17 protein-coding genes and 4 tRNA genes are annotated in these 21151 nt (G+C 40.3%); 19 read left to right on the top strand and 2 right to left on the bottom strand.

The window, feature by feature from the left end; translation table 11 throughout:
* Positions 1–5 precede the first annotated feature (5 nt).
* Complete coding sequence (gene pyrH / locus NU887_RS08010; RefSeq protein ID WP_258422840.1) at positions 6–716, bottom strand: UMP kinase; 711 nt, start codon at positions 714–716, stop codon at positions 6–8.
* Positions 717–819: 103 nt separating this feature from the next.
* A complete protein-coding gene (locus tag NU887_RS08005) occupies positions 820–1314 on the bottom strand; it encodes an acyl-CoA carboxylase biotin carboxyl carrier protein subunit (protein ID WP_258422839.1) in 495 nt (164 codons plus the stop codon).
* A 49-nt stretch (positions 1315–1363) separates the two neighbouring features.
* Here NU887_RS08005 and NU887_RS08000 point away from each other — a divergent pair, with 49 nt between their 5' ends.
* The 19 genes from NU887_RS08000 (at position 1364) to rpsJ (ending at position 21031) form a co-directional block, all read left to right on the top strand.
* Positions 1364–3979, top strand: coding sequence for a M1 family metallopeptidase (locus NU887_RS08000; RefSeq protein ID WP_258422838.1), 2616 nt, complete (start codon positions 1364–1366; stop codon positions 3977–3979).
* Between the two features lie 152 nt (positions 3980–4131).
* Positions 4132–4214: transfer RNA gene (locus tag NU887_RS07995), tRNA-Tyr, on the top strand.
* 50 nt (positions 4215–4264) lie between these two features.
* Positions 4265–4337, top strand: a tRNA-Gly gene (locus tag NU887_RS07990).
* Positions 4338–4369: 32 nt separating this feature from the next.
* Positions 4370–4441, top strand: a tRNA-Thr gene (locus NU887_RS07985).
* A 61-nt stretch (positions 4442–4502) separates the two neighbouring features.
* On the top strand, positions 4503–5690 hold the full coding sequence (tuf, locus tag NU887_RS07980) for an elongation factor Tu (protein WP_258422837.1): 1188 nt from the start codon (positions 4503–4505) through the stop codon (positions 5688–5690).
* Positions 5691–5805: 115 nt separating this feature from the next.
* A tRNA-Trp gene (locus NU887_RS07975) sits at positions 5806–5876 on the top strand.
* 18 nt (positions 5877–5894) lie between these two features.
* Positions 5895–6083 carry a preprotein translocase subunit SecE gene (gene secE / locus NU887_RS07970; protein WP_241127414.1) on the top strand — a complete coding sequence of 63 codons (189 nt, stop codon included), beginning with the start codon at positions 5895–5897 and terminating at the stop codon, positions 6081–6083.
* Positions 6084–6096: 13 nt separating this feature from the next.
* Positions 6097–6654, top strand: a complete 558-nt coding sequence (gene nusG / locus NU887_RS07965; RefSeq protein ID WP_113924091.1) for a transcription termination/antitermination protein NusG — start codon at positions 6097–6099, stop codon at positions 6652–6654.
* A gap of 3 nt (positions 6655–6657) precedes the next feature.
* On the top strand, positions 6658–7101 hold the full coding sequence (gene rplK, locus NU887_RS07960; RefSeq protein WP_258422836.1) for a 50S ribosomal protein L11: 444 nt from the start codon (positions 6658–6660) through the stop codon (positions 7099–7101).
* A 10-nt stretch (positions 7102–7111) separates the two neighbouring features.
* Positions 7112–7810, top strand: coding sequence for a 50S ribosomal protein L1 (rplA, locus tag NU887_RS07955; RefSeq protein WP_258422835.1), 699 nt, complete (start codon positions 7112–7114; stop codon positions 7808–7810).
* A 2-nt stretch (positions 7811–7812) separates the two neighbouring features.
* Positions 7813–8349 carry a 50S ribosomal protein L10 gene (rplJ, locus tag NU887_RS07950; protein ID WP_258422834.1) on the top strand — a complete coding sequence of 179 codons (537 nt, stop codon included), beginning with the start codon at positions 7813–7815 and terminating at the stop codon, positions 8347–8349.
* A gap of 54 nt (positions 8350–8403) precedes the next feature.
* Complete coding sequence (gene rplL, locus NU887_RS07945; RefSeq protein ID WP_241127421.1) at positions 8404–8787, top strand: 50S ribosomal protein L7/L12; 384 nt, start codon at positions 8404–8406, stop codon at positions 8785–8787.
* 153 nt (positions 8788–8940) lie between these two features.
* A complete protein-coding gene (rpoB, locus tag NU887_RS07940) occupies positions 8941–12816 on the top strand; it encodes a DNA-directed RNA polymerase subunit beta (protein ID WP_258422833.1) in 3876 nt (1291 codons plus the stop codon).
* A gap of 47 nt (positions 12817–12863) precedes the next feature.
* On the top strand, positions 12864–17177 hold the full coding sequence (gene rpoC / locus NU887_RS07935) for a DNA-directed RNA polymerase subunit beta' (RefSeq protein ID WP_258422832.1): 4314 nt from the start codon (positions 12864–12866) through the stop codon (positions 17175–17177).
* Positions 17178–17246: 69 nt separating this feature from the next.
* Positions 17247–17576, top strand: a complete 330-nt coding sequence (locus tag NU887_RS07930) for a DUF3467 domain-containing protein (RefSeq protein WP_258422831.1) — start codon at positions 17247–17249, stop codon at positions 17574–17576.
* 100 nt (positions 17577–17676) lie between these two features.
* Positions 17677–18102, top strand: a complete 426-nt coding sequence (rpsL, locus tag NU887_RS07925; protein ID WP_113924099.1) for a 30S ribosomal protein S12 — start codon at positions 17677–17679, stop codon at positions 18100–18102.
* Between the two features lie 18 nt (positions 18103–18120).
* Complete coding sequence (gene rpsG / locus NU887_RS07920) at positions 18121–18588, top strand: 30S ribosomal protein S7 (protein WP_113924100.1); 468 nt, start codon at positions 18121–18123, stop codon at positions 18586–18588.
* A 6-nt stretch (positions 18589–18594) separates the two neighbouring features.
* Positions 18595–20712 (top strand): elongation factor G, encoded by a 2118-nt coding sequence (gene fusA, locus NU887_RS07915; protein ID WP_258422830.1) that lies wholly within the window; start codon positions 18595–18597, stop codon positions 20710–20712.
* 13 nt (positions 20713–20725) lie between these two features.
* Positions 20726–21031: a 30S ribosomal protein S10 gene (gene rpsJ / locus NU887_RS07910; protein WP_009183381.1), complete on the top strand. Its 306-nt coding sequence runs from the start codon at positions 20726–20728 to the stop codon at positions 21029–21031.
* Positions 21032–21151: the final 120 nt, after the last annotated feature.

Genomic DNA, 21151 nt, shown 5'->3' with positions numbered 1-21151 from the left:
CTGTATTAGTTTGAAGTGATTAATGTTCCGATATCTTCTCCGATGACAATTTTGTCAAGATTGCCAGGTTTGTTCATGTCAAAAACGATGATTGGCAAGTTGTTTTCCTGACAAAGGGTAAACGCCGTCATGTCCATGATATTGAGGTTTTTTTCGTAAGCTTCCTGATAGGAAAGCGAACTGTATTTGGTTGCGTTTTTGTCTTTTTCAGGATCTGCTGTATAGACTCCATCTACCCGGGTTCCTTTAAGGACCACATCAGCTTCGATTTCTATTGCCCTTAAAGCTGCGGTCGAGTCAGTAGTAAAATACGGGTTGCCGATACCTGCTCCGAAAATGACAATTCTGCCTTTTTCCAGGTGACGGATTGCTCTTCTCCTGATAAATGGCTCGCATACACTTTCAACTTTGATACCTGACATCAATCTGGTGTACATGCCTCCCTGCTCAAGTGCGCTTTGAAGAGCCATTGCATTGATCAATGTGGCAAGCATTCCCATGTAATCACCCTGAACCCGGTCGATTCCGGCATTTTCTGCCTGAACTCCTCTAAAAATATTGCCTCCTCCGATGACAATTGCGATTTCTACTCCCAAGTCCTTGACTCGTCGGATTTCTTGGGCATATTGTTCAAGTCTTTTGGAGTCAATCCCGTAGTTTTTTTCTCCCATCAGCGCCTCTCCGCTTAGTTTCAGCAATATCCTTTTGTACTTCATTGTTGGTTTTTAAATGTGAAAAAGAGCTAACTCAATCAGGTTGGTAAATTGATAAATCCGACAAATATAAAGCCTTCCATTAGAAATCTAAACCCATGACTTCTTAAAATTGGATCAGGACCTGATTTTTCTCCACGCTTTGTCCTTTTTTTATTTTGATGGCTTTGACGGTTCCGTCTCCGGGGGATTTCAAGATGTTCTCCATTTTCATGGCCTCTAGAATCAATACTGCATCTCCTTTTTTTACCTCATCACCTTCTTTGACTTTGATATCAAATATAAGCCCGGGCATAGGAGCTTTTATTTCCTTGGCAGTTTGACTCTTTAGGTTGTTCATTCCAAGTTTTTCTAGCAAGAGGTCAAATTTATCTTTGATCGTTACCTCACAGAGTTTGTTGTTAAGTTTGAGTTTTACTGTTTTGGTTTCTGCATCCAGACTGACCAATTCAAGGTTGAATGATTGACTATTGTAGAGGACATGGTAATGGCCTTCTCGAATTTCAGAAATGTCCCAATCAAGGATATTCCCGTTTACAGCTACCTTTTCTTTTGATTTTTCTACCTCAAAAACCGAATTCTTGATACTAACTGAATACATTTCCTTTATTTTGCGCTAAATATACAATTAATCTTCAAAAAGCATTTTCATGGTATTCAATAAACCCAAGGCACTTTTCGCAATTTCAGTTTTCTTGATTTGGTCATGTCAAAGTTCCAAACCTGTAGCGGATCAGGAGCTCCAAAAGGTTATTGAGACCACCAATGAGGCAATTGAAGATCCTGTTTCAATCGACTCTTCCTCAATCAAAGCTTTGATTCCGGCACTGGAAAATAAGATTGCTGCCTATAGAGCATCTGACACGAGGCATTTTGACCTGTTGCATACTGCTTTGGATTTGTCATTTGACTACCAGAAAGAATGGGTAAATGGAGTTGCTGTCCTTACCTTGAAACCGCATTTTTATCCTCAAAATGAACTTGTTTTGGATGCCCAGGATTTTGACATCCATATTTTTTCTTTGATTAATGAGGGAAAAGAGACAGAACTGAATTTCCGCTATGATGGTCAGATAGTCACGGCTTATCTGCCGCAGACCTACACTGCCAAAGACACGATCCAAGTCAGGATAAAATATACTGCCAAACCAAATGAGAATCCCGAATTGGGAAGTGCAGCCATTACCGATACCAAAGGGCTTTACTTTATTAATCCCCGAGGAGAAGACCCAAATAAGCCCACACTTATTTGGACGCAGGGGGAGACCGAACATAACTCAAAGTGGTTTCCGACTATTGATTCTCCCAATGAAAGGATGACACAAGAAATCCGAATGACGGTTGATAAAAAATACAGGACAATCAGTAACGGTCTTTTGAAATCAAGTAAGGAAAATGCAGATGGGACAAGAACTGATCATTGGGTGATGGACTTGCCACATGCACCGTATTTGGCGGCGGTGGTTGTTGGGGACTATGTAGAGATCAAAGACGAATGGGAAGGAATGCCTGTGAGGTATTATGTTGAAAAAGAATTTGAAGAAGGAGCTAAGATGGTATTCCAAAATACACCGGAGATGATCGGATTTTTCTCCAAAATCCTTGGAGTCAGGTATCCTTGGCAAAAATATGATCAGGTTGTGGTCCGGGATTTTGTCTCTGGGGCAATGGAAAACACTACCATTTCAGTTTTCATGGAAGAACTTAATCTTGATGCAAGGGCAGCCATTGATTCAGAATGGGACGGTATCATTGCACATGAGCTGTTTCACCAATGGATAGGAGATTACGTCACCAATGAATCATGGGCAAACCTGACATTGAATGAAGCCTTTGCCAACTATTCAGAATATCTTTGGTATGAATACAAAAACGGGAAAGATGATGCCGACATGCACCATATATCCGAAATGGAAATGTATTTTGAAGAATCTCAAGAAAAACAGGTTGACCTGATCAGGTTTTACTATGACAATTCAGAAGATATGTTTGATAGTCATTCCTATGCAAAAGGCGGACGAATTCTCCATATGCTTAGGAGACATATCGGGGATGAGGCATTTTTTGAAGCTATTAGGCTTTATTTGACCAAACATGCGTTTTCAAGTGTTGAAGTGCATGACCTAAGAATGGCCTTTGAGACGGTTACAGGTCAGGACCTGAACTGGTTTTTCAATCAGTGGTTTTTAGCTTCAGGCCATCCTAATTTGGAATATGAGGTAGATTACAGTCAGCCTGAAAATCTCCTACTGACCGTTTCACAAAAACAAGACCTGACTTCTACACCCCTTTACAAGATTCCGTTCAAAGTGAGCTGGTATTTTGATGGAAAGAGATATGAAAAAGAATTGGTCTTGGACAAGGCTTGGCAGCAGTTTGCAATAGAAAACAAAGTTCCTTTGACCCATTTGTATGTGGATGAAGCCTTGGAGTTATTGGCGCAAAAAAAATCCTCTAGAGGAGCTGATCATTTCAAAAAGCAGTTCAGTATTTCAACTTTGGGGGTTTCCAGATTCGAAGCATTGGACAGTTTGGCTAATTCATATGCAGATGATCCGGAAGTTGCTTACTTGGTTGGAAGAGCATTAAATGATCCTTTTTGGGCAATCAGGGAGGCTGCAATTATGCAGGTAGCCCAGCATCCTGAATGGCTTTTGGAGATTTCCGGTCTTGAACAGCGGTTATTGGAATTGGCAGAGTCAGATCCGAAAAACACAGTGAAGCAGGGAGCTATTGAAATGCTTAGCTTGATTGATCCGGATAAGTACGCACCATACTTTCTGAAATGGATGGAACAACCTTCCTATTATGTGGCAGGTGCTGCTTTGGCTGCTTATTTGGAAAATGAAAACAATGCGGATAGAGAGAGCATAGCAATAAGATTTGAATCTGAGAAAAACATCAGATTATTGGTTCCGGTAGCCGAATATTATATTACAAATTTGGTGGAGGGTAAATCTGACTGGTTTCACAATAACCTAAGCGCGCAAAGTGGGCAGTCACTTTATTATTTCCTCGGATATTACAGCGAATATTTTGTACAAAATCCTGGAGAAGGAACCGAGAAAGCAATTAATAATTTATATGCCATTGCAAAAGATAACACCTCCAATTATGTCAGGATTGGGGCCTTTATGGGATTATTTGGATTCATAGATGAGCCGGGAGTATTGGATAAAGCAAAAGAATTGTTTTCTCTTGAAAAGGATGAATTAGCCAAAAGGTATGAGGAATTTTTCCTCTCTCAATACCTTGAAAAAAATTAAATCATTGATTTTTATGTGATTAATGCAGGCATTCAAAAAATACTTTGAAATTTTCAGGCATAATTTTGAATGTTTAGGAAAAGGGTATAATTTTGCCATCCGTTAAGAATACGAAAAGCTATTTTGGCATCTTTTCTTAGCAATTATCAGTTGGGGGAATACCAAAGCGGCCAACTGGGACGGACTGTAAATCCGTTGACTTATGTCTTCACAGGTTCGAATCCTGTTTCCCCCACAAAGTGTGAATTGCAAAATAATTTATTACTTTTGCACAGCATTTCAAAAGCGGGAGTAGCTCAGTTGGTAGAGCGGCAGCCTTCCAAGCTGCAGGTCGCGGGTTCGAGCCTCGTCTCCCGCTCTATGCTTTTATAAGCAGAGCGAATGTTATCAGCCGACGTAGCTCAGGGGTAGAGTACTTCCTTGGTAAGGAAGGGGTCACGGGTTCAATTCCCGTCGTTGGCTCTGAAACATTTAAAAAAATTAAATTAATTATAACCTTAACTAAAACAGAGGATTTTCACGCATGGCAAAAGCAACCTTTGACCGTTCAAAACCGCACGTTAACATCGGTACGATTGGTCACGTAGACCATGGAAAGACAACTTTGACTGCTGCCATTACTACCGTTTTGGCGAAAAAGGGTCTTTCTGAATTAAGAGATTTTTCTTCTATCGATAACGCGCCGGAAGAAAAAGAAAGAGGTATCACTATCAATACTTCTCACGTAGAATACTCTACGGAGAAAAGACACTACGCTCACGTAGATTGTCCTGGACACGCTGATTATGTGAAAAACATGGTTACAGGTGCTGCTCAGATGGACGGTGCTATTCTAGTAGTAGCTGCCACTGATGGACCTATGCCTCAGACTAGAGAACACATCCTTCTTGCTCGTCAGGTAGGTGTTCCTGCACTAGTTGTATTTATGAATAAAGTTGATATGGTGGATGATCCTGAGCTTCTTGAGCTTGTGGAAATGGAAATCAGAGAACTTCTTTCATTCTATGATTTTGATGGAGATAACATCCCTGTAATTGCTGGATCTGCTCTTGGTGCACTTAATGGTGAAGCAAAGTGGGAAGAAACTGTAATGCAGTTGATGAATGCAGTTGATGAATATATTCCAATTCCTGAGCGTTTGATCGACAAAGATTTCTTGATGCCTGTGGAAGACGTGTTCTCAATCACCGGACGTGGTACTGTTGCTACTGGTAGAATCGAAAGAGGTGTAATCAACTCTGGAGATCCTGTAGATATCATCGGTATGGGTGCTGAGGGATTGAAGTCTACTGTAACAGGTGTGGAGATGTTCCGTAAAATCCTTGACAGAGGTGAAGCAGGTGATAACGTAGGTCTTTTGTTGAGAGGTATTGAAAAATCTCAAATCAGAAGAGGTATGATTATCTGTAAGCCAAACTCTGTGAAGCCACACGCTCACTTCAAGGCTGAAGTTTACGTTCTTTCTAAAGAAGAGGGTGGACGTCATACCCCATTCTTCAACAAATACCGTCCACAGTTCTACTTGAGAACTACTGACGTGACTGGAGAAATCATGCTTCCTGAAAACGTTGAAATGGTTATGCCAGGTGATAACGTGACTATTGAAGTTAACTTATTGAACAAAGTTGCACTTGAAAAAGGTCTTCGTTTCGCTATCCGTGAAGGTGGTAGAACTGTAGGTGCCGGTCAGGTGACTGAAATTCTTGACTAATTGTCTTAGAATTTATAAAATTTCAAATGCGATCCTGAATAAATTTTTAGGATCGCATTTGTATCTCATCCCATTTCTGACTACCTTTGCGTTCCTTTTGGGGACTTAAAATTCTACGGGCATAGTTCAATGGCAGAATAGCGGTCTCCAAAACCGTTGATGGGAGTTCGAATCTCTCTGCCCGTGCACAAAATGTAGTAAACCATGAATATTAAGAGTTTTGTTATCGAATCAATCGACGAAATGAAAAACAAGGTCACATGGCCTTCGTATTCGTTTTTGCAAAACAGTGCTGTTTTGGTAATAGTCGCATCTCTCATTTTTGCTCTTGTTATTGGAGCGATAGACTTGGGATTCGAGAAATTGATGAAATGGTTTTACGATCTATTCTAATTGAATAATACTGATGGCTGAACATAAGTGGTACGTACTTAGAGTAGTAGCCGGACAAGAGAAAAAAACCAAGTCTTACTTGGATAATGAAATTGTCCGTCAAAAACTTGAGGAATTTATTCCTGAAGTCTTGATACCCTCTGAAAAAGTTTACGAAATGCGTAATGGTAAAAAGAGAGTCCGTGAAAGAAACTTCTTTCCTGGCTATGTTTTGATCAATGCGGATTTGACTCACGGTGAAGCCAATCACGTTATTACAAGTATCCCGGGTGTTATCGGTTTCTTAGGATCAAACCAGGGGGGAGCTTCCAAAACCCCTGAACCATTACGCCAATCTGAAATCAACAGAATCTTAGGACGAGTTGAGGAGATTGATGAGTTTGCCGTGAAACTTGATACACCATTTATAGTTGGAGAGACTGTCAAAGTAATGGACGGTCCATTCAGTGGTTTCTCGGGAATTATTGAGGAGGTGTTTGAAGACAAGAAGAAATTGAATGTTATGGTCAAGATCTTCGGTCGAAATACGCCGGTAGAATTAAACTTTATACAAGTAGAAAAACAAGATTAAGAAATGGCTAAGGAAATCACAGGTTATGTGAAATTACAGGTGAAAGGTGGCCAGGCAAATCCATCACCTCCGGTTGGTCCGGCTCTTGGTTCCAAGGGTTTGAACATCATGGAGTTCTGTAAGCAATACAATGCCCGTACCCAAGATAAAATGGGTCAGGTATTGCCTGTTTTGATTACTGTTTTCTCTGACAAAACATTTGAATTCGTAGTAAAGACTCCTCCTGCAGCAAACATGTTGCTTGAGGCTGCGAAGATTAAAAGTGGTTCAGCAGAGCCAAACAGGAAAAAAGTAGGTTCCGTTACTTGGGATCAAGTTAAGGAAATTGCTCAGGTGAAAATGCCTGACTTAAACGCTTTCAAAGTGGAATCTGCCATGAAAATGATCGCAGGTACCGCTAGAAGTATGGGTATCACTGTTTCGGGTAAAGCCCCTTGGGAGGTATAATTATACAAATATGGCTAAGTTAACAAAAAAGCAAAAAGAAGCTCTTTCTAAGTACGACTCAAGCCAGCTGTACTCCCTAGAGGAAGCTTCTTCTATCGTTAAAGAAATTACCAGTTCAAAATTTGACGCTTCAGTTGATATTGATGTCCGTTTGGGCGTTGATCCGAGAAAAGCAGATCAAATGGTGAGAGGTGTAGTGGCTTTGCCACATGGCACAGGTAAAGATGTAAAAGTCTTGGTGTTATGCACACCTGACAAAGTAGAGGAAGCCAAAGAAGCTGGTGCTGATTATGTAGGTCTAGACGACTATATAGCTAAAATTGAGGGTGGTTGGACTGATGTAGATGTCATCATAACCATGCCAAACGTTATGGCTAAAGTAGGTAGATTAGGTAGGGTTTTGGGTCCCAGAGGCTTGATGCCAAATCCAAAATCAGGTACAGTTACCTTAGAAGTTGGTAAAGCAGTTAGAGAAGTAAAAGCTGGTAAAATCGATTTTAAAGTTGATAAATTTGGAATTATCCATGCGAGTGTAGGAAAAGTTTCTTTTGAACCTGAAAAAATTCAGGATAACGTCAAAGAACTTATTAATACAATATCCAAATTGAAACCATCTTCTTCTAAAGGAACGTATTTCAGGAGCATTCACTTGTCAAGTACGCAGTCTCCTGGAGTGAAAGTAGATAAAGGAAGTTTTCAAGGTATTTAATCATGACTAGAGAAGAAAAATTAGAAATAATCGAAGGTCTTACCGAGAAGTTTAAGGAAAATCCCTACTTCTATATCACTGATGCTTCAGGGTTTACAGTGGCACAGGTAAATGCCTTCAGAAGAGCATGTTTTGAAAAAGGCGTAGAATACAAGGTTTATAAGAATACGCTGATTAAAAAAGCGTTGGAAAATCTTGATGCAGACTACACTGAATTTTCAGAAGTAGCTTTAAAAGGATTCACAGGTATTATCTTCTCAAAAGAGACTGGTAATCTTCCTGCAAAAGTTATCCTAGATTTCAGAAAGAAGCTTGGTAAAAAAGAGGTTAGACCTTTATTCAAAGGTGCTTCAATAGATTCAGGAATTTTCTTAGGCGAAGATCAGTTGGATTTATTGTCCAATTTGAAGTCAAAACAAGAACTTCTTGGAGATGTTATTGCGCTTCTTCAATCTCCTGCGAAAAACCTTATTTCTGCCCTTCAAAGTGGACAGAATACATTGGCAGGGCTTGTAAAGACTCTTTCTGAAAAAGAATAAAAATTAAGTTATCAAATTAGTTAAAAAAAAATCAACAATTTAAATATTAATACAATGGCAGATCTTAAACAACTTGCTGATCAGTTAGTAAACTTGACTGTAAAAGAAGTAAAAGAATTGGCTGATATATTGAAGGATGAATATGGCATCGAGCCTGCAGCTGCTGCTGTTGCTGTTGCTGGTCCTGTTGGCGGTGCCGGTGCTGGTGCTGCTGAAGTGGAAGAAAAAACTTCCTTTGATGTAATCTTGAAAGCTGCTGGCGGTCAGAAATTGGCTGTTGTGAAGCTAGTGAAAGAATTGACTGGTCTTGGCTTGAAAGAAGCTAAAGAATTGGTTGACGGAGCTCCAAAAGCTGTGAAAGAAGGTATCGCCAAAGATGAGGCTGATGCTTTGAAGAAGTCTCTTGAAGAAGCTGGTGCTGAAGTAGAGATTAAATAATTTGAATAACCTTTCCCTTTAGGTAAAGGTTATAAATTAGGACCTGACTGAATAGTCAGGTCTTTTCCTGTTTGTGCACAGGTAATAAATTGCATTATTCTAAGCGAAAATTGTCGCATTTAGTTATTCATTATCACTAAAACATATACTGCCTTGGCTATCCAGAATCAAACCGTAAGGAAAAGTTTCTCATCTATTAAGGTAGTCAAAGACTATCCGGATTTCTTAGATATCCAATTACAATCTTTCAAAGACTTTTTCCAATTGGATACTCCCGCTGAAAAAAGAAGGCAAGATGGTCTGTTTAAGGTATTTTCAGAGAATTTTCCAATTTCGGATTCCCGTGAAAATTTTACCCTTGAATTTATTGACTATGCAGTTGATCCTCCAAAATATAGCGTTGAGGAGTGCATTGATAGAGGCCTAACTTATTCTGTTCCTCTTAAAGCAAAACTACGTCTTCTCTGTCATGATGAGGACAATGAAGATTTCGAAACTATTGAACAAGAAGTATTCCTAGGAAATCTTCCTTACATGACCGAAAAAGGGTCATTCGTAATCAACGGTGCAGAAAGGGTTATTGTATCTCAATTACACAGGTCTCCGGGCGTTTTCTTTGCGCAGAGCAAGCATACTAACGGTACCAAGCTTTATTCTGCCAGAATAATTCCTTTCAAAGGGAGCTGGATAGAATTTGCTACAGATATTAATAATGTCATGTATGCATACATTGACAGAAAGAAAAAATTTCCTGTTACAACCTTGCTAAGAGCCATTGGTTTTGGTTCTGATAAGGAAATTCTTGATTTGTTTGGCCTTTCAGAAGAAATCGATGCAACAAAAAACAACCTTAAAAAAGTTTCAGGTAGAAAACTTGCTGCAAGGGTACTCCGCACTTGGGTTGAGGATTTTGTGGATGAGGATACAGGTGAAGTAGTGTCGATCGATAGAAATGAAGTCTTGTTAGAGAGGGATTCCATTCTAACAGATGAAGATATATCTCTGATATTGGAATCAGGCGCTAAGTCAATTATTCTTCACAGAGAAGATGTGAACGTCGCTGATTTCTCTATTATTTATAATACCCTACAAAAAGACAATTCCAACTCAGAGAAAGAGGCTGTAGAGGTTATCTACCGTCAATTGAGGAATACGGAGGCTCCGGATGAGGCAACTGCCCGAGAAGTTATTCATGGTCTTTTCTTCTCTGACAAAAGATATGATCTTGGAGAAGTTGGTAGATATAGAATTAATAAGAAGCTTGGATTACAGATTGATCCTGAGAAAATTGTTTTGACAACTGAAGATATCATCAGCATTGTGAAGTATTTGATTGGATTGATCAATTCCAAAGCTGTAGTCGATGATATTGACCACTTAAGTAATAGAAGGGTTCGTACAGTTGGGGAGCAACTTTACAGCCAGTTCGGAGTTGGTCTTGCACGTATGGCAAGAACAATCAGAGAAAGGATGAACGTCCGTGACAATGAAGATTTCAAGCCTGTTGACTTGATCAATGCACGTACTTTATCCTCTGTCATCAACTCCTTCTTTGGTACCAACCAACTTTCTCAGTTTATGGACCAGACCAATCCACTTGCAGAACTTACTCACAAGAGAAGGTTATCTGCATTGGGTCCAGGTGGTCTTTCACGAGAACGAGCCGGATTTGAAGTTCGTGACGTTCACTACACGCACTACGGTCGTTTGTGTACTATCGAAACTCCGGAAGGTCCAAACATTGGATTGATATCCTCACTTTGTGTTCATGCTAAAGTGAACTCAATGGGTTTCCTCGAAACTCCATATAGAAAAGTGAAAGAAGGTAAAGTAAGCATGAATTCCAATGATATTGTTTTCTTGACTGCAGAAGAAGAAGATGACAACAACATTGCACAGGCAAATGCACCATTGGATGCCAATGGAATCTTTATCAACGAAAAAGTAAAAGCAAGATTTGAAGGTGATTTCCCGGTTTTAGAACCAAAGGAAATCAGCTATATGGATGTTGCTCCCAATCAAATTGTATCAGTGGCAGCATCTTTGATTCCTTTCTTGGAGCATGATGATGCTAACCGTGCCTTGATGGGATCTAACATGCAACGTCAAGCTGTACCATTATTGAAGCCTGAGGCTCCAATTGTTGGAACTGGCTTGGAAGCAAAGGCTGCTACTGATTCAAGATCTTTGGTATTGGCTGAAGCAGACGGTGTAGTAGAATATGTCGATGCAAGCAAAATCACAATCAAATACGATCTTACCGAAGATGACCTTTTGGTCAATTTCAGTGATGAGTATAAGACTTATGAATTGGTAAAATTCAGAAGAACCAATCAGGATACTACCATCAACATTACTCCATTAGTACTTAAGGGAGAAAAAGTAACCAAAGGACAGGTACTAGTTGAAGGTTATTCCACCAACAACGGTGAGTTGGCTCTCGGTAAAAACCTGATGGTAGCTTACATGCCTTGGCAGGGATATAACTTCGAAGATGCGATTGTAATTTCAGAAAGGGTAGTAAGAGAAGATGTTTTCACCTCTATCCACATTGAAGAATTCCAACTTGAAGTAAGAGATACCAAAAGGGGTGAAGAAGAATTGACTTCTGAAATTCCAAACGTTTCTGAAGAGGCTGTTAAAAACCTTGATGAAAATGGTATTATCAGAGTCGGTGCAGAAGTGAAAGAAGGCGATATCATTATTGGTAAAATCACTCCAAAAGGTGAAACTGATCCGACTCCGGAAGAGAAATTGTTGAGAGCGATCTTTGGTGACAAAGCGGGTGATGTAAAAGATGCGTCTTTGAAAGCTTCACCATCATTGAATGGTGTTGTTATAGAAACCAAACTATTCTCAAGACCTAAGAAAGACAAAGATCTTAGGGCTAAGTCAAAAGCCGAGGTAGAAAAACTGAAAGGTAAATATGCCAAAGACCTTTTGGGTATCCGTGCAAAAATGATCAACAAATTGGTCACTCTTCTTGACGGAAAAACTTCTCAAGGTGTTAGGCATAAGTTCGGCGATGAGATTATCAGCAAAGGGGTTAAGTTCAATTTGAAAAATATTGAGCAAAATCTCTTCCCTGCGAAAAATCCTTATAGAGATGAGTCAAACTACAATGTACCTGAAGAGGCCAATTTGATTTCCGATATCATTCTTGATGATTGGACTGAAGATGCACACACGAATGTTTTGATCCAGAAATTGGTTAAAAACTATGTGAACTCCAGAAACGAGATTTCAGGAAGATTTAAAAGAGATAAATTCACCCTTGAAGTAGGGGATGAACTTCCTGCCGGAATCGTTCAACTTGCTAAAGTTTATGTTGCCAAAAAACGTAAACTGAAAGTAGGAGATAAGATGGCGGGTCGTCACGGTAACAAAGGTATTGTGGCCAGAATCGTAAGAGAGGAAGATATGCCTTTCTTGGAAGATGGTTCACCGATGGATATCGTACTCAACCCACTTGGTGTACCTTCTAGGATGAACATCGGCCAGATCTATGAGACAGTTCTTGCTTGGGCAGGTATGAAGCTTGGAAAGAAATATTCGACTCCAATCTTTGACGGTGCTACAATGGAAGAAGTATCTCATGAACTTGATCTTGCAGGATTGCCTTCTTATGGTAGGACATACCTATACGATGGTCTTTCAGGTAAGAGATTTGATCAGCCGGTAACTGTAGGGATTACCTACATGTTGAAACTTGGTCACTTGGTCGATGATAAGATGCACGCAAGGTCTATCGGTCCATACTCTTTGATCACGCAGCAGCCTTTGGGTGGTAAAGCCCAGTTTGGAGGTCAGCGTTTTGGAGAAATGGAAGTTTGGGCTCTTGAAGCATTTGGAGCATCACATGTGTTGCAGGAAATCTTAACTGTGAAATCTGATGACGTGGTGGGTAGAGCCAAGGCATATGAGGCTATTGTAAAAGGTGAAAACCTTCCTAAGCCAAATATTCCTGAATCATTCAACGTATTGGTACACGAGCTTAGAGGTCTTGCACTAGAAATTACCCTTGATTAATAAAATTCCAATGGGCCGCAAGGCCCTTCACATACTCTTCGACAATTATGGCGTTCAGAAAAAATAAAAAACTAAACAACGACTTTTCCAGAGTCACTATTAGTTTGGCCTCTCCAGAATCCATTCTGGATAGTTCACATGGTGAAGTAACGCAGCCCGAAACAATCAACTACAGAACCTACAAGCCTGAAATGGGCGGTTTGTTCTGCGAGAGGATTTTCGGTCCTGTAAAAGACTGGGAATGTCATTGTGGAAAATATAAGCGCATAAGATATAAAGGTATCATCTGTGACAGATGTGGTGTTGAAGTTACTGAAAAGAAAGTAAGAAGAGAGAGAATGGGACACATCGAATTGGTGGTTCCTGTTGCTCACATCTGGTACTTCAAATCCCTTCCCAACAAAATCGGATACCTATTGGGTCTTCCAACCAAAAAACTGGATCAAATTGTCTATTATGAAAGATATGCGGTCGTTCAAGCTGGTCTCAAAGCTGAAGACGGTGTGCAATATCTTGACTTCTTGACTGAAGACGAGTACCTGGATATTATGGATAAGCTTCCAAAAGAAAACCAGATGCTTGATGATGATGATCCTAATAAATTCATCGCCAAGATGGGTGCTGAAGCAATCGAAATGCTTTTGTCCAGGTTGGATTTGGATGATCTTTCTTACAGCTTGAGACATCAGGCAGCAACAGATACTTCTCAGCAGAGAAAAGCCGAAGCTTTGAAAAGACTTAAAGTTGTTGAGGCATTTAGAGAAGCAAGAACCAGAATCGAAAACCGTCCGGAGTGGATGGTAGTAAGAATGGTTCCTGTTATTCCACCTGAATTGAGACCATTGGTACCTTTGGATGGAGGTAGATTTGCTACTTCTGATTTGAATGACCTTTACAGAAGGGTGATCATCAGAAACAACCGTCTCAAGAGATTGATTGATATCAAAGCTCCAGAAGTCATTTTGAGAAATGAAAAAAGGATGCTTCAGGAAGCAGTTGATTCCCTATTTGACAATTCAAGAAAAGTAAATGCTGTAAGATCAGATGGTAACCGTGCTTTGAAATCTCTTTCAGATATGTTGAAAGGAAAGCAAGGTCGTTTCCGTCAAAACTTGCTCGGTAAAAGGGTGGATTATTCCGGACGTTCGGTTATCGTCGTTGGTCCTGAATTGAAACTTCACGAGTGCGGTCTTCCAAAAAATATGGCAGCTGAACTTTTCAAACCTTTTATCATCAGGAAACTGATCGAAAGAGGTATTGTAAAGACTGTAAAATCTGCCAAGAAAATTGTAGACAGAAAAGATCCTGTAGTTTGGGATATTCTTGAAAACGTTTTGAAAGGACACCCTGTATTGCTAAACCGTGCTCCAACTTTGCACAGGTTAGGTATCCAGGCTTTCCAACCAAAATTGATCGAAGGAAAAGCAATCCAACTTCACCCATTGGTGTGTACTGCATTCAACGCCGATTTTGACGGTGATCAGATGGCTGTTCACGTACCACTTGGACATGAAGCGATTTTGGAAGCTTCGACTTTGATGCTTTCCTCACACAACATCCTAAACCCTGCCAACGGAGCGCCTATCACGGTTCCTTCTCAGGACATGGTTCTTGGATTGTACTATGTGACTAAAGGAAAGAGATCTACTCCTGAAGAAATTGTCCTTGGAGAAGGAATGACTTTCTACGGTGAAGAAGAAGTTATCATCGCTTTAAATGAAGGTAGAATTTCACAACATGCATTTATCAAGTGTAAAGTGCACGTAAGAGATGAAAATGGCCAATTGGTTGAAAAAATCATTGAAACTGTTGCAGGTAGATTGATTTTCAACCAGTTTGTTCCTGAGGTTGTAGGTTTTGTCAATGAGTTGTTGACTAAGAAGAAACTTCAACAGATCATTTCAGAAGTTGTTAAGATTTGTGGTGTTTCCAGAACAGCACAATTCCTAGATGATATCAAGCATCTTGGATTCCAAATGGCATATGCCGGTGGATTGTCCATGGGATTGAATGATGTTATTATTCCTGTTGAGAAAGATCCATTGATTGCTAAAGCGAAAGATGAGGTTGATCAGGTTTGGAACAACTACCTCATGGGTCTGATCACAGACAATGAAAGATATAACCAAGTAATTGATATTTGGACTAGAACGAACTCCTTCCTAACCAACATCCTGATGAAACAGATGGAAGAGGATAAGCAAGGATTCAACGCCATCTACATGATGATGCACTCAGGAGCCAGAGGTTCTAGAGAGCAAATCCGTCAGTTGGGTGGTATGAGAGGTTTGATGGCCAAGCCACAGAAAAACCTTCAAGGCTCTGTAGGTGAGATCATCGAAAACCCAATTCTTTCGAACTTCAAAGAAGGACTCGATGTATTGGAATACTTCATCTCTACACACGGTGCGCGTAAAGGTCTTGCTGATACTGCATTGAAAACTGCGGATGCGGGTTACCTGACAAGAAGACTTGTTGACGTTGCTCAGGATATGATTATCTCTGAAGAGGATTGTGGTACTTTGAGAGGTTTAGTCGTTCAGGCTTTAAAAGACAATGACGAAATCGTTGAACCACTTTCTGAAAGAATCTTAGGTCGGGTATCTGTACACGATGTATATGATGCGGTGACTGAAGAACTTGTTGTTCCTGCAGGAATTGAAATCACAGAAGAAATCGCCAGAAAAGTAGACGAATCTACTATAGAAGAAGTCGAAATCAGGTCTGTATTGACTTGTGAAACAAGAAGAGGTGTTTGTGCAAAATGCTACGGACGTAACCTTGCTACCGGTAGAATGGTACAAAACGGTGAATCGGTCGGTGTAATTGCCGCGCAGTCTATCGGTGAACCAGGAACTCAGTTGACATTGAGAACCTTCCACGTAGGTGGTACAGCTTCCAATATTTCTGTTGAAGCAAGCATCACTGCCAAGTTTGAAGGTGTTGTTGAATTTGATGAAGAATTGAGATGGATTGACACAACCACCAAAGAAGGCGAACCGGTTTCTATGGTAATGGGTAGATCAGGAGAGATCAAAATCAATGATGCCAAGACTGGAAAAACTTTGGTTTCAAACCATGTTCCTTATGGAGCTACTTTGAATGTAAAGGATGGTCAAAAAATCGGTAAAGGTGAAGCACTTTGTAAGTGGGATCCATACAACGCCGTAATTCTTTCCGAATTTGATGGTGAAATCGAATTTGATTCTATCATCGAAGGCATTACTTTCAAAGAAGTGGCCGATGATCAGACAGGATACAGAGAAAAAGTTATCATTGATACAAAAGATAAAACCAAAAACCCTGCTGTTGTTGTGAACTACGGTTCTGACGAGAGTAAGTCTTACAACATTCCTGTGGGTGCCCACTTGGCTGTTGAAGCAGGTGAAACTGTTAAATCAGGTCAAATCTTGGTAAAAATCCCAAGATCTGTTGGTAAAACAAGAGATATCACCGGTGGTCTTCCAAGAGTAACGGAATTGTTCGAAGCGAGAAATCCTTCTAACCCTGCTGTGGTTTCTGAGATTGATGGTGTTGTTACTTATGGTGGCATCAAGAGAGGTAACCGTGAAATCTTTATCGAATCTAAAGATGGTGTGAAGAAAAGATACATGGTTTCTCTTTCCAAGCACATCCTTGTTCAGGAAAATGACTTTATCCGTGCAGGTGAAGCTTTGTCAGATGGTGCTATCACACCAAGTGATATCCTTTCTATCAAAGGCCCAACTGCCGTACAGGAATATTTGGTAAATGAAATTCAGGAAGTTTACAGACTTCAAGGGGTAAAAATCAATGACAAGCACATCGAGGTTATTGTAAGCCAGATGATGCAGAAAGTTGAAATCCTTGACGCAGGTGATACTGGATTCCTTCAAAACCAAGTGGTGGACAAATGGGCTTTCAGAGAAGAGAATGACAATATTCTTGACAAGAAAGTTGTTATGGATGCTGGAGATTCTTCTACATTGAAGCCAGGTATGATCATTACTTCAAGAAGATTGAGGGATGAAAACTCAAGCTTGAAGCGCAAGGATTTGAAACTTGTGCAGGTTAGAGATGCAGAAACAGCCGTATCTCAACCAACTCTACAAGGTATCACTGCAGCTTCTTTGGGTACTGAAAGCTTTATCTCGGCTGCTTCCTTCCAGGAGACAACCAAGGTATTGAGTGAAGCTGCCATTAGAGGTAAGCGTGATGAGTTGTTGGGCTTAAAAGAAAACGTAATTGTAGGACATTTGATCCCTGCAGGTACAGGACAGAGAGGTTTCGCAGAAATCATAGTAGGTTCTCAGGAGGATTATGACAGACTTTCTGCAGAGAAAGAAAGGTCATCCAACAAATCACGAGAAACAGTTAAATAAAAATTGATTTATTCATAATTGAAAGGCCTGTATGGAATACAGGCCTTTTTTCATCAAAACAAAATCGCCATGGAAGACGGAAAAGGACAAAAACCAATAATGGATCAGCAGATCAATGTTGAACTATCGGAAGAGATTGCAGAAGGGATCTATAGTAACCTCGCCATGATCGCCCATTCCAATTCAGAGTTTGTGATTGATTTTATCAGATTAATGCCCGGTGTACCAAAGGCAAAAGTAAAGTCAAGGATCATTATGACTCCTGATCATGCAAAAAGGCTATTGGCTGCGCTGAAAGACAACATCAGTAAATACGAACAAGCTTTTGGGAAAATAGAAGGTGGTTCAGAAGGACCAAGTTTTCCTTTAAACTTTGGAGGAAACTTTGGTGAGGCTTGATAAAAATATAACAGCTTAATTTTGTTTGTTTTACCTATTTGCATACCTTTGCAGTCCAAAATTCACAAGTTAAAGGAAGAAAAATAAATTTTATCAGTTAATGCCTACTATACAACAGTTAGTAAGAAAAGGTAGAACCACCCTTGAGACCACATCCAAATCGAGAGCTTTGGATTCTTGTCCTCAAAGGAGAGGTGTTTGTACCAGGGTGTACACTACCACGCCTAAGAAGCCTAACTCAGCGATGAGGAAAGTGGCTAGGGTAAGATTGACGAATGGTAAAGAGGTAAATGCCTACATTCCGGGTGAAGGTCACAATTTGCAAGAACACTCTATCGTATTGATCAGAGGTGGTCGTGTGAAGGATCTTCCGGGAGTACGTTACCACATTATCAGAGGTGCATTGGATACTGCAGGAGTAAAAGACCGTAAGCAAGGTCGCTCCAAGTACGGTGCTAAGAGACCTAAGCCAGGTCAAGCTGCTAAAGGTGCCCCAGCAAAAGGTGCTCCAGCAAAAAAGAAATAATAAAAACTAATTTAAGAAATGAGAAAAGCGAAACCAAAGAAGAGATATATTCTTCCTGACCCGAAGTTCGGCGACACCTTGGTAACCAAGTTCGTGAACTGTCTGATGGTAGATGGTAAGAAGAGTATTGCTTACAAAATTTTCTACGACGCAGTCGAGAAGGTAGAATCAAAAGTAGGTGAGAACGGTCTTGAGGTTTGGAAAAAAGCGCTTAACAATATAACTCCAGCCGTAGAGGTGAAGAGTCGTAGAGTTGGTGGTGCTACATTCCAGGTTCCAATGGAAGTTAGACCTGAAAGAAAAACGTCCCTAGGTATTAAGTGGATGATCACTTACGCCAGAAAAAGAGGTGAGAAGACAATGATGGACAGACTTGCAGGTGAGATCATCTCTGCTTCAAAAGGCGAAGGTGCTGCAGTGAAGAAGAAGGATGATACACACAGAATGGCTGAAGCAAACAAGGCATTCTCACATTTTAGATTTTAATCAGTAATGGCAAGAGATTTAAAATACACTAGGAACATTGGCATTGCCGCGCATATTGATGCCGGTAAAACAACTACTACAGAACGCATACTCTACTATTCAGGTGTCAGCCATAAAATCGGTGAAGTTCACGATGGTGCGGCTACCATGGACTGGATGGCACAAGAGCAGGAAAGAGGTATTACCATTACTTCTGCTGCGACCACTGTGTTTTGGAATTACAGAAAAAACAAATATCAAGTTAACATTATCGATACTCCCGGCCACGTTGATTTTACCGTTGAGGTAAACCGTTCCTTGAGAGTTTTGGATGGGCTTGTATTCCTTTTCAGTGCTGTTGATGGTGTTGAACCACAATCAGAAACTAACTGGAGACTTGCCGATAACTACAAAGTAGCCCGTATCGGTTTTGTTAATAAAATGGACCGCTCAGGTGCCAATTTTCTTGACGTGTGTAAGCAGGTTAAAGAAATGTTGGGAAGCTATGCAGTTCCATTACAGCTTCCAATTGGAGCAGAGGACAATTTCAAAGGAGTTGTTGATTTGATTAACAACAGAGGAATTGTTTGGAATGAAGAGGATAAAGGAATGACTTTTACAGAAGTTCCTATTCCTGATGACATGCTTGAGGAAGTTGCTGAATACAGAGAACATTTACTTGAAGCAGTGGCTGATTACGATGAGTCATTGATGGAAAAGTTTTTTGACGATCCTGATTCCATTACGGAAGCTGAGATTTTATCAGCATTAAGAAGAGCAACCATTGACATGAAAATTGTTCCGATGGTTTGTGGTTCTTCATTCAAGAACAAAGGCGTGCAAACCATGCTTGACCTTGTAATGGAATTACTTCCTTCTCCTTTGGACAAAGATGACATCATCGCTACAGGACTTGATTCTGAAGAGGAAGTTGTCATCAGACCTGACGAAAAAGAACCATTTACAGGATTGGCTTTCAAAATTGCAACTGATCCATTTGTCGGACGTCTTTGCTTCGTAAGAGCTTATTCAGGCATTTTGGAATCTGGTTCTTACATCTTTAATAGCCGTTCAGGAAATAAAGAAAGGATTTCGAGGGTTTTCCAAATGCACGCCAACAAGCAAAACCAAATCGAAAGATTGGTTGCCGGTGATATCGGTGCTGTCGTTGGTTTCAAAGACATCAAAACAGGAGATACTCTTTGCGACGAAAAACGCAAGGTTGTTCTTGAATCTATGGTGTTCCCGGAACCGGTTATAGGATATGCCATCGAGCCAAAAACTCAGGCAGATGTTGACAAATTGGGTATGGCAATCTCCAAATTGGTAGAAGAAGATCCTACACTTCAGGTAAATACTGATCAAGAAACTGGTCAGACTATCCTAAGAGGTATGGGAGAACTTCACCTTGAAATCATCATTGACCGACTTAAGAGGGAATTTAAGGTTGAAATCAACCAAGGTGCACCTCAGGTTGCTTACAAAGAAGCTCTTTTTGGTTCAATTGAGCATAAAGAAGTGTACAAGAAGCAGACAGGTGGTAAAGGTAAATTTGCAGATATCGTATTCGAACTTGGACCAAAGGATCCTGATCCTGTTACAAATGAAATCAAGCCTGGTCTTGACTTTGTGAATGGTATCGTTGGTGGTGTGGTTCCAAGAGAATTCATTCCTGCTATCCAAAAAGGATTTGCTGAAGCGATGAAAAATGGACCTTTAGCCGGGTATCCAATCGAATCAATGAAGGTAAGGTTGTTTCATGGTTCATACCATGATGTTGACTCCGATGCACTTTCATTCGAATTGGCTGCAAGAATTGGTTTCAAGGAAGCAGCTAAAAAATGTAAGCCACAACTTCTTGAGCCAATCATGGCTGTAGAAGTGGTTACTCCGGATGAATATACAGGTCCAATTACAGGTGACTTGAACAGGAGAAGAGGAATGATGAAAGGTATGGATACAAAAGGTACTTCTACTGTAATCAAAGCTAATGTTCCTTTGTCTGAGCTGTTTGGATATGTTACCGACTTGAGAACAAACTCTTCAGGTAGAGCTTCTGCATCATTGACATTCTCTCACTATGAGCCGGTGCCAAATAACATTGCAGAGGGTGTGATTGCAAAAGTAAAAGGAGAAAAAGCCTAAATCTCGACAGAAAATGAATCAGAAAATCAGAATAAAATTGAAATCCTACGATCACAGCCTGGTGGATAAGTCATCTGAAAAGATCGTAAAGGCGGTAAAAGCAACCGGAGCAATTGTGGTTGGGCCTATTCCTTTGCCTACAAAGAAAGAGAAGTTTACCGTGTTGAAATCTCCTCACGTAAATAAGAAAGCAAGAGATCAATACCAACTTTGTACTTACAAAAGATTGGTTGATATCTACAGCAACAGCTCAAAAACAGTTGACGCTTTGATGAAGATCGAACTTCCAAGTGGAGTTGATGTTGAAATCAAAGTCTGACGGATAAAAAACATATTGATGAAAAACCTGTACCAATCTGGTGCGGGTTTTTCTTTTGCCCACACTAATTTGAAAGTATGTTTGGAGAAAGAATTGCTTTTGTGGCAGTTTGCTGAATTT

This window comes from Aquiflexum gelatinilyticum (genome assembly GCF_024741135.1).
Lineage (GTDB): Bacteria > Bacteroidota > Bacteroidia > Cytophagales > Cyclobacteriaceae > Cognataquiflexum > Cognataquiflexum gelatinilyticum.
This window is presented reverse-complemented; position numbering and strand designations above follow the sequence as displayed.

Excerpts from the sequence above, each read along its gene's own strand:
- pyrH (WP_258422840.1), bottom strand. The coding sequence starts at position 716 with ATGAAGTACAAAAGGATATTGCTGAAACTAAGCGGAGAGGCGCTGATG.
- NU887_RS08005 (WP_258422839.1), bottom strand. The coding sequence starts at position 1,314 with ATGTATTCAGTTAGTATCAAGAATTCGGTTTTTGAGGTAGAAAAATCA.
- NU887_RS08000 (WP_258422838.1), top strand. The coding sequence starts at position 1,364 with ATGGTATTCAATAAACCCAAGGCACTTTTCGCAATTTCAGTTTTCTTG.
- tuf (WP_258422837.1), top strand. The coding sequence starts at position 4,503 with ATGGCAAAAGCAACCTTTGACCGTTCAAAACCGCACGTTAACATCGGT.
- secE (WP_241127414.1), top strand. The coding sequence starts at position 5,895 with ATGAATATTAAGAGTTTTGTTATCGAATCAATCGACGAAATGAAAAAC.
- nusG (WP_113924091.1), top strand. The coding sequence starts at position 6,097 with ATGGCTGAACATAAGTGGTACGTACTTAGAGTAGTAGCCGGACAAGAG.
- rplK (WP_258422836.1), top strand. The coding sequence starts at position 6,658 with ATGGCTAAGGAAATCACAGGTTATGTGAAATTACAGGTGAAAGGTGGC.
- rplA (WP_258422835.1), top strand. The coding sequence starts at position 7,112 with ATGGCTAAGTTAACAAAAAAGCAAAAAGAAGCTCTTTCTAAGTACGAC.
- rplJ (WP_258422834.1), top strand. The coding sequence starts at position 7,813 with ATGACTAGAGAAGAAAAATTAGAAATAATCGAAGGTCTTACCGAGAAG.
- rplL (WP_241127421.1), top strand. The coding sequence starts at position 8,404 with ATGGCAGATCTTAAACAACTTGCTGATCAGTTAGTAAACTTGACTGTA.
- rpoC (WP_258422832.1), top strand. The coding sequence starts at position 12,864 with ATGGCGTTCAGAAAAAATAAAAAACTAAACAACGACTTTTCCAGAGTC.
- NU887_RS07930 (WP_258422831.1), top strand. The coding sequence starts at position 17,247 with ATGGAAGACGGAAAAGGACAAAAACCAATAATGGATCAGCAGATCAAT.
- rpsL (WP_113924099.1), top strand. The coding sequence starts at position 17,677 with ATGCCTACTATACAACAGTTAGTAAGAAAAGGTAGAACCACCCTTGAG.
- rpsG (WP_113924100.1), top strand. The coding sequence starts at position 18,121 with ATGAGAAAAGCGAAACCAAAGAAGAGATATATTCTTCCTGACCCGAAG.
- fusA (WP_258422830.1), top strand. The coding sequence starts at position 18,595 with ATGGCAAGAGATTTAAAATACACTAGGAACATTGGCATTGCCGCGCAT.
- rpsJ (WP_009183381.1), top strand. The coding sequence starts at position 20,726 with ATGAATCAGAAAATCAGAATAAAATTGAAATCCTACGATCACAGCCTG.